The following is an 8381-nucleotide window of genomic DNA, read 5'->3' as shown; positions in this document are numbered from 1 at the left end:
GTGGCCGGGTGCGGTGCCGCCTCGGGGGCGCTGCGGCGGTCGGAGCGGGAGCTGCTGTAGCGGGGTGGCCTGGGCATGCTGACACCTCTGGAAGCGGGCGCGCCACGGGTGGGCGGCGGCGGAGCGTTCACGGTAGCACGGAAAAGCCCGCCGCGCATGTGACAGGGCGTATCGGCGCGGGCCATGGCGCCGCAGGGTCAGCCGCCTCGGGCATCATCCGCGCATGCACACCTGGATCGACACCCACTGCCATCTGGACGAGTTCGAGGCGCATGCCGGGCCCGCGCACCTGGCCCAGATCCGCGCCGAGGCCGCGCGCGCCGGTGTCGCGCACTGCGTGCTGCCGGCGGTGGAGCTGGGCAACCTGGACGCCGTGCACCGCCTGGCGCACCAGCATGGCGACAGCTACGCGCTCGGCATCCACCCGCTGTTCACCGGCCGCGCGGGCGATGGCGATGTGGACACGCTGGCCGGGGCGCTGCAGACCCACCACGCCGACCCGCGCCTGGTCGCCATCGGCGAGATCGGCCTCGATTACTTCGTGCCCACGCTGGACGGCCCGCGGCAGGAGCGCTTTTACCGGGCGCAACTGCAGCTGGCGCAGCGCTTCGACCTGCCGGTGATCCTGCACGTGCGGCGCTCGTCGGACAAGGTGCTCAAGGGCCTGCGCGAGCGGCCGGTGCGCGGCGGCATCGCCCATGCCTTCAACGGCAGCCTGCAGCAGGCCCAGGCGTTCATCGCCATGGGCTTCAAGCTCGGCTTTGGCGGGGCGGTCACGTTCGAGCGCGCGCTGCAGCTGCGCCGGCTGGCGGCGGAGTTGCCGCTCGAATCGCTGGTGCTGGAGACCGATGCCCCCGACATTCCTCCGCATTGGCTCTACGTGACCGCCGCCCAGCGGGCCGCCGGCGCACCGCCCGCGCGCAATGCGCCGGGCGAGCTGCCCCGCATCGCCGAGGTGGTGGCCGGGCTGCGCGGCATGCCGGTGGCGGAGCTGGCACAGGCCACGCGGGCCAACGCCTGTGCGGCGCTGCCGCGTCTGGGGGCGCTGCTGGCGATCTGAGCCTTTTGGGCCGCCAGTGCAATTGGTACTAGGGCATGTTGCTACTATATTGATAGTAAGCCGATGCTCCGCCGTGCGCCTCGGCCCGGTCTCGCGACCCGGCTGGGCCCGCCGATTCCCCGTTCCCCTCTTTTTCTCCCCAATGCCCCCCGATGATGGCTGCCATGGATTCCGCCTCCGATCCGCCTGAGCCCTGGTTCCCCCCGCCTTCCGGTCCGGTGCCGGCGGCAGCCCCGCGCCTGGTCGGGCTGGCGCCGGTCGTCTCGCCGCGCACCGTGGTGCTGGTGCTCGGCAGCTTTCCTGGCGCGGCCTCGCTGCGCGCGGGGCAGTATTACGGGCACCCGCAGAACCACTTCTGGCGCATCCTGCAGGCGCTGTGGCCGCAACCCGTGCTGCCCGGGCGGGACGACTACGCCGGGCGCTGCGCCTGGCTGCTGGACCGGGGCCTGGGCCTGTGGGACGTGTACGCCGCCTGCGAGCGCGAGGGCAGCCTGGACACCGACATCCGCAACGCCGTGGTGAACGATTTCCGGGCGCTGCGGGCGCAGTGCCCCCGCCTGGCCGCCATCGCCCACAATGGCGGGGAGAGCTTCCGGCACGCCAAGGCCGTGCGCGCCCACCTGGGGCTGCCGCCCGCGCTGCGGGAGGGCGGCGTGCAGTCCCTGCGGCTGCCCTCCACCAGCCCGGCCAACGCCTCGTGGAGCTTTGACAAGAAACTGAACGCCTGGGCTGCCGCCCTGGCCCCTTATGGATTGGTGTGACGATTTGACCCGCAAGAAAAAACGACAGCGAAGCCCTGCCCGAGGTGAGCGTCTCCGACGATGGCGAGGTGCGCCACCTGCACCTGGGCACGCCGTGGATCCAGGGCTCCATGCGCGTGGCCGAGCCTTTTGAGCTCGAGCTGGAATACGTGCAGCGCATGATGGCCTGGCTGCTCTTCGTCGAGCCCGCCAGCGTCACCAAGCGCCATGCGATGCAGCTGGGCCTGGGGGCCGGCGCCCTCACCAAGTTCTGCCACAAGAAGCTGCGCATGTGCGCCACCGCCATCGAGCTCAATCCCCAGGTGCTGGCCGTGTGCCGTGCCTGGTTCAAGCTGCCGCCCGACGGCCCCAAGCTGCGCGTGATCCTGGGCGATGCCGCCGCGGAGATCCGCGACCCGATGTGGCTGGGCACGGTGGATGCCCTGCAGGTGGACCTGTACGACCACGACGCCGCCGCGCCCGTGCTCGACAGCGCCGCCTTCTATGCCGACTGCCGGGCGCTGCTGTCCGAGGACGGCGCCATGACCGTCAACCTGTTCGGCCGCGCCTCCAGCTACGAGCGCAGCCTGGGCAAGATGGCCGAGGCCTTCGGCGCCGACGCGCTGTGGGCCTTCAAGCCCACGCGCGAAGGCAACACCGTGGTGCTGGCGCAGCGCACGCCCACGCGGCCCAAGCGCGCCGACCTGCTCGCGCGCGCCGAGGCCGTGCAGGCCCGCTGGGACCTGCCGGCCACCAAGTGGGCGCGCGTTTTCAAGCCGGTGGCCGCATGACGCGGGCCGCTCCGGCCTTCCGCCGTGGTGGGTGCTGGTGCTGCCGCCGCACCGCTGCGTTCGCCCTTCCTCACCTTTGAACGAGGCCCGCCCATGAGCACCGCCACCCCCACCGACACCCCGACGAAGCCCCCTGCCTACACCGGGCCGCTGGAGTGGCGTCGGCTGGTGGACTGGCTGCGGGCCGATGGCGTGATCTCGGCCGAGGAGGCCGCCCGCACCATCGCCCGCTGCTCGCAGGCCGAAAGCCGCCAGCACCCGCTGGTACGCCTGGCCAACGTGGCCATGGCCCGCGCGAGCGATGGCCGCCCGCTCGATGCCGAGGCGCTCACGCAGTACCTGGCGCAGCGCAGCGGCCTGGCCTACCTGCGCATCGACCCGCTCAAGGTGGACGTGGGCCGCGTGGCCGACACCATGAGCGCCAGCTACGCCGAGCGCCACAAGGTGCTGCCCGTGCAGGTCACGCCCAAGGAGGTGGTGATCGCCACGGCCGAACCCTTCATCGACGACTGGGTGGCCGAGGTGGAGCGCCAGGCGCGCCGCTCGGTGCGCCGCGTGGTCGCCAACCCGCAGGACATCCAGCGCTTCACCGCCGAGTTCTTCGCGCTGGCCAAGTCGGTGCGCGCCGCGCAGAAGGCCGGCGGGGCCTCGGCGGGCAGCAGCTTCGAGCAACTGGTGGAACTGGGCAAGAGCAACAAGCAGCTCGATGCCAACGACCAGGGTGTGGTCAAGGTGGTGGACTGGCTGTGGCAGTACGCCTTCGACCAGCGCGCGAGCGACATCCACCTGGAGCCGCGCCGCGAGCAGGGCGTGATCCGCTTTCGCATCGACGGCGTGCTGCACCCGGTCTACCAGATGCCCATGGGCGTGCTCAACGCGATGGTCTCGCGCGTGAAGCTGCTCGGGCGCATGGACGTGGTGGAAAAGCGCCGCCCGCAGGACGGCCGCATCAAGACCCGCAACCCGCGCGGCGACGAGGTGGAAATGCGCCTGTCCACGCTGCCCACGGCCTTCGGCGAGAAGATGGTGATGCGCATCTTCGACCCCGACAACGCCGTCAAGGACCTGGACGCGCTGGGCTTCGCGCAGCACGACGCCACGCGCTGGGAGGCGCTGGTCAAGCGCCCGCACGGCATCATCCTGGTGACCGGGCCCACGGGCTCGGGCAAGACCACCACGCTGTACTCCACGCTCAAGCGCGTGGCGACCGAGGAGGTCAACGTAAGCACGGTGGAAGACCCGATCGAAATGATCGAGCCCAGCTTCAACCAGACCCAGGTGCAGCCGCAGCTCGACTTCAACTTCGCCGAGGGCCTGCGTGCGCTGATGCGGCAGGACCCGGACATCATCATGGTGGGCGAGATCCGCGACCTCGCCACCGCCGACATGGCCGTGCAGGCCGCGCTCACCGGCCACCTCGTGTTCAGCACGCTGCACACCAACGATGCGCCCAGCGCCGTCACGCGGCTCATGGAGCTGGGCGTGCCACCCTACCTCATCAACGCCACGCTGCTGGGCATCCTGGCGCAGCGGCTGGTGCGCACGCTGTGCAAGCAGTGCAAGCAAAAGGACGAGGCGGCCTCGGCCGAGGCGCTGGCCGCCGTGGTCAAGCCGTGGAAGCTCAACGGCGGGTACCACCCGTACAAGCCCGTGGGCTGCGTGGACTGCCGCATGACGGGCTTCCATGGCCGCATGGGCCTGTATGAGCTGCTCACCGTGAGCGAGGCGCTCAAGGACCGCATCAACCAGGCGCCCTCCATCGACGTGCTGCGCCGCCAGGCCGTGCAGGATGGCATGCGCCCGCTGCGCCTGGCCGGCGCGCTGAGGGTGGCCGAAGGCATTACCACGCTGGAAGAAGTGATGGCGGCCACGCCGCCGATGGAGTAGGCCGTGTCGCCGCGCGCGGCCCGGGCGGGGGCGGCTGCGCGCGCGTTGTCCGAGCCGTGCCGGGCCCTTCATCCACCGCCTGCGGACGCTCTGCCGTAGTGCTCCGGCGCGGCTTTTTCCGAGGCGCCACCCTGCGGTTTTCCCTAGGCGCTGGATAGGTGGAATCCACATCGATCCCGAGTGGACCGGACTGCACAATCGCCCGTCAAGTTCTTGTAAGGAGACGTTTTCGTGAAAATCAAGAGCCAGAAAGATTTCTTTTCGGGCCTCATGTTCATGGGTGTGGGCGTGGCCTTCGCGGTCGGTGCCTCCAACTACAACATCGGCAACGGCGCCCGCATGGGCCCCGGCTACTTCCCCCTGATCCTGGGCATCCTGCTCGCCATCCTCGGCGTGGCGATCACGTTCTACGCCACGGTGGTGGAGAGCGTGGATGGCGACAAGGTCGGCAAGTGGGCGTGGAAGCAGCTGTTCTTCATCCTGGCCTCGAACTTCGCGTTCGGCGTGCTGCTGGCGGGGCTGCCCTCGTTCGGCGTGCCGGCCATGGGGCTGATCGTCGCGATCTATGCGCTGGTGTTCATCGCCAGCCTGGCCGGCGACACCTTCAACGCCAAGGAAGTGTTTATTCTGGCCACCGTCCTCGCGGTGGGCAGCTACGTGGCTTTCGTGTGGGCGCTGAAGCTGCAGTTCCCTGTGTGGCCCAGTTTCATTTCGGGTTGAGCAGGAGCATCGAAGACCATGGAATTGTTTGACAACCTGGCGACCGGCTTCGGCGTCGCCTTCACGTTTCAGAACCTCATCTACTGCTTCATCGGCTGCCTGCTGGGCACGCTGATCGGCGTGCTGCCGGGCATCGGGCCCGTGGCCACCATCGCCATGCTGCTGCCCGCCACGTATGCGCTGCCCCCGGTGGCCGCGCTGATCATGCTGGCCGGCATCTACTACGGCGCGCAATACGGCGGATCGACCACTGCCATCCTGGTGAACCTGCCGGGCGAATCGTCCTCGGTGGTGACCGTGATCGACGGCTACCAGATGGCGCGCAAGGGCCGTGCGGGTCCCGCGCTGGCAGCCGCCGGCCTGGGCTCGTTCTTCGCCGGCTGCGTGGGCACGCTGATCCTGGCCGCCTTCGCGCCGCCGCTGACCGAAGTCGCCTTCAAGTTCGGCCCCGCCGAATACTTCTCGCTGATGGTGCTGGGCCTGATCGGCGCCGTGGTGCTGGCCTCGGGCTCGCTGCTCAAGGCGGTCGCCATGATCGTGCTGGGCCTGCTGCTGGGCCTGGTGGGCACCGACGTGAACTCGGGCGTCGCCCGCTACAGCTTCGACATCCCTGAACTGACCGACGGCATCAACTTCGTCGTGATCGCCATGGGCGTGTTCGGCTACGGCGAAATCATCGCCAACCTGTCCAAGCCCGAAGACGACCGCGAGGTTTTCACCGCCAAGGTGCACGGCCTCATGCCGACCAAGGAAGACTTCAAGCGCATGATCCCCGCCGTGCTGCGCGGCACGGCGCTCGGCTCGGCCCTGGGCATCCTGCCCGGCGGCGGCGCGCTGCTGGCGGCCTTCGCGGCCTACACCATCGAAAAGAAGACCAAGCTGCAACCCGGCGAAGTTCCTTTCGGCAAGGGCAACATCCGCGGTGTGGCGGCCCCCGAGTCGGCCAACAACGCCGGCGCGCAGACCTCCTTCATCCCGCTGCTGACGCTGGGCATTCCGCCAAACGCCGTGATGGCGCTGATGGTGGGTGCCATGACGATCCACAACATCCAGCCTGGCCCCCAGGTGATGACGAGCAACCCCGAACTCTTCTGGGGCCTGATCGCCTCGATGTGGCTCGGCAACGCGATGCTGATCATCCTGAACCTGCCGCTGATCGGCCTGTGGATCAAGCTGCTGACCGTGCCTTACCGCTGGCTGTTCCCCTCCATCGTGCTGTTCTGCGCGGTGGGCGTGTACGGCACGAACAACAACACGTTCGACGTGTGGCTGGTCGGCATCTTCGGCTTCATCGGCTACCTGTTCCACAAGCTGGGCACCGAACCCGCGCCGCTGCTGCTCGGGTTCATCCTGGGCCCGATGATGGAAGAAAACCTGCGCCGCGCCCTGCTGCTGTCGCGCGGCGACTGGAGCGTGTTCGTCACGCGCCCCATCTCCGCCGGCCTGCTGGCTGCCGCCGTGCTGCTGCTCATCATCGTGCTGCTGCCGGCCGTGAAGAACAAGCGCGAGGAAGCCTTCGTCGAGGACTGACGTCCCGGCTGGGTACCCTTTCACGATTGAGAAAAACGGCACCTTCGGGTGCCGTTTTTCTTTGGGGGGCCTGTCGGGAGGAGGGTGCGAGGCTCAGGGCATGATTTCGGCATCGGTCAGCGGTGGACAGTCAGCGCACTCCGGCGGAATGTTCTCGAACACCACGTCGCGCCCTACACGCACCTTGTTCATGGGCGGGTTGAGGTACCAATACAACTGGCCGTTGATCCAGAGGTCCACTACATCGCTGGTGCCCAACAGTGTCCTCGGCTCGACGCGATAAAGACGAATCACGTGGGGATAACGCATGTCCATGTGCGTTAAACGTTGAAGCCAGGAGGCTTCGTAGTAGTCCAACCGGTACACACGGCGGGGGCTGTAGTGACTTCGATCGTAGGTTGGAGTAACGAAGTACCAGCCCCCGACGATCAAGGCAATCGCGAGAGCAGCCCGTTTTAGAAGAACCCGGTATTTTTTCTTCTCAGGGCATGATTTCGGCATCGGTCAGCGGCGGACAGTCAACGCACTCCGGCGGAATGTTCTCGAACACCACGTCGCGTCCTACGCGCACCTTGTTCATGGGCGGGTTGAGGTACCAATACAACTGGCCGTTGACCCAGAGGTCCACGACATCGCTTTCACCCAGCAAAGTCTCTGGATGGATTTTGTACAAGCGAACCAATGAAGGAATTTTCATTTGGTGATAGCGAAGGCGCTGTACCAGCGAAGCGTCGTAATACTCCAGTCGATAGACCTTGCGAGGACTGATGGAGATGCCTTTCAATGTTGGAGTGCATGCATACCAAAGCGCTGCTATCGCTGCGGCACAGAGCACGGCCCAGGATGCCCATCGAAGGTATTGGTTCGAAAAATTTTTCATGGATCTCACCAAGAGATTTTTTGTGGAAAAGGGAGCCGCACTCGATGCACATCCGATAGCACCATAAAGTCGCCTCCTCTTTGATTTTTCGTGCGCCAGTTGCGAAAGTCCTTGTTCTGGACGATGTACTTGCGGTTCTGCACGGCCGCAGGTGATTCGTCCACGACCACTTCCTGCAGAGGCACGCTCAACTGCGTGCGAACTCCACACTCCACACCACTGAAGCCCCAGCAGCCCAGCGGTTGAGAAATGAAAGATTTGCCGTCATTGAAATCGTAGGCATCGCGCAAATAGAAGCCCAGTTCATTGATGTCCACAGTCGCTTTACCTGGCCCCTGTGGGGTCACCAATCCAGACACTGCCACGTTGACCTGCGCCTCGCCCATTGCGCCGTAGAAGTCGTCCATCGGATCGCTCCATTGGCCAAACGCGAGGTAATTCACCTGGCAGGTGTCTTCAAGTATTTTGGCGGGTTGATTCAAGTCACCAAAGCGCCAGCACTGTTGATCGCGTCCCCTGCTTTGCTTTTCAACACGGTCTTTCAGCTGTGCAATTCCGGCTGGACTCGACCATTTGGCTTGCAGGCTGGCCATCGCATTCTGGACGCGTGCGAATCCCAGAGCCCACGCCATAGTGACGGTGGTCGCCTCCAATTGCGCCGGGCTCAATTGACTCAGCCGATAGGGCGCTCGGCTTTCTTTCATTTCCTGAGACATCGCGAAGGCCGCACTGCTGAACCACCGCTCCATCAACGCCGCCGCCACCGGCCACCC

9 protein-coding genes are annotated in these 8381 nt (G+C 66.6%); 6 read left to right on the top strand and 3 right to left on the bottom strand.

What is annotated here, in order from left to right; translation table 11 throughout:
- The first annotated feature begins 223 nt into the window (after positions 1 to 223).
- The 6 genes from AC27IQ_RS15640 to AC27IQ_RS15615 all read left to right on the top strand — a co-directional run bounded on the left by AC27IQ_RS15640 (position 224) and on the right by AC27IQ_RS15615 (position 6728).
- The gene (locus AC27IQ_RS15640) at positions 224 to 1060 is read left to right on the top strand and encodes a TatD family hydrolase (protein WP_487090002.1); all 837 of its coding nucleotides are present in this window, start codon (positions 224 to 226) and stop codon (positions 1058 to 1060) included.
- Positions 1061 to 1224: 164 nt separating this feature from the next.
- Positions 1225 to 1821 (top strand): DNA-deoxyinosine glycosylase, encoded by a 597-nt coding sequence (locus AC27IQ_RS15635; protein ID WP_487090001.1) that lies wholly within the window; start codon positions 1225 to 1227, stop codon positions 1819 to 1821.
- A 44-nt stretch (positions 1822 to 1865) separates the two neighbouring features.
- Complete coding sequence (locus tag AC27IQ_RS15630; RefSeq protein ID WP_487090000.1) at positions 1866 to 2591, top strand: class I SAM-dependent methyltransferase; 726 nt, start codon at positions 1866 to 1868, stop codon at positions 2589 to 2591.
- Between the two features lie 93 nt (positions 2592 to 2684).
- A complete protein-coding gene (gene tfpB, locus AC27IQ_RS15625; RefSeq protein WP_284429960.1) occupies positions 2685 to 4478 on the top strand; it encodes a type IV pilus assembly ATPase TfpB in 1794 nt (597 codons plus the stop codon).
- Positions 4479 to 4709: 231 nt separating this feature from the next.
- Positions 4710 to 5198 (top strand): tripartite tricarboxylate transporter TctB family protein, encoded by a 489-nt coding sequence (locus AC27IQ_RS15620; protein WP_284429961.1) that lies wholly within the window; start codon positions 4710 to 4712, stop codon positions 5196 to 5198.
- A gap of 18 nt (positions 5199 to 5216) precedes the next feature.
- Positions 5217 to 6728 (top strand): tripartite tricarboxylate transporter permease, encoded by a 1512-nt coding sequence (locus AC27IQ_RS15615; protein WP_284396834.1) that lies wholly within the window; start codon positions 5217 to 5219, stop codon positions 6726 to 6728.
- A gap of 93 nt (positions 6729 to 6821) precedes the next feature.
- On the opposite strand, the gene AC27IQ_RS15610 is transcribed toward AC27IQ_RS15615, so the two are convergent.
- From AC27IQ_RS15610 to AC27IQ_RS15600, 3 genes are all read right to left on the bottom strand, one after another.
- On the bottom strand, positions 6822 to 7037 hold the full coding sequence (locus AC27IQ_RS15610; protein WP_487089999.1) for a hypothetical protein: 216 nt from the start codon (positions 7035 to 7037) through the stop codon (positions 6822 to 6824).
- Between the two features lie 172 nt (positions 7038 to 7209).
- Positions 7210 to 7608 carry a hypothetical protein gene (locus AC27IQ_RS15605; RefSeq protein ID WP_487089998.1) on the bottom strand — a complete coding sequence of 133 codons (399 nt, stop codon included), beginning with the start codon at positions 7606 to 7608 and terminating at the stop codon, positions 7210 to 7212.
- Between the two features lie 5 nt (positions 7609 to 7613).
- A partial coding sequence (locus AC27IQ_RS15600; protein ID WP_487089997.1) for a DUF6402 family protein occupies positions 7614 to 8381 on the bottom strand: 768 nt, incomplete at its 5' end.

The sequence above is a fragment of the Acidovorax sp. KPB24-07 genome, from assembly GCF_057543315.1.
The sequence above is the reverse complement of the archived record's forward strand: the minus strand, read 5'-3'. Positions and strand labels throughout refer to the sequence as shown.

Bases quoted from the DNA above. Each gene is read 5' to 3' on its own strand.
- AC27IQ_RS15640 (WP_487090002.1), top strand. From the start codon at position 224: ATGCACACCTGGATCGACACCCACTGCCATCTGGACGAGTTCGAGGCG.
- AC27IQ_RS15635 (WP_487090001.1), top strand. From the start codon at position 1,225: ATGGATTCCGCCTCCGATCCGCCTGAGCCCTGGTTCCCCCCGCCTTCC.
- tfpB (WP_284429960.1), top strand. From the start codon at position 2,685: ATGAGCACCGCCACCCCCACCGACACCCCGACGAAGCCCCCTGCCTAC.
- AC27IQ_RS15615 (WP_284396834.1), top strand. From the start codon at position 5,217: ATGGAATTGTTTGACAACCTGGCGACCGGCTTCGGCGTCGCCTTCACG.
- AC27IQ_RS15610 (WP_487089999.1), bottom strand. From the start codon at position 7,037: ATGCGTTATCCCCACGTGATTCGTCTTTATCGCGTCGAGCCGAGGACA.
- AC27IQ_RS15605 (WP_487089998.1), bottom strand. From the start codon at position 7,608: ATGAAAAATTTTTCGAACCAATACCTTCGATGGGCATCCTGGGCCGTG.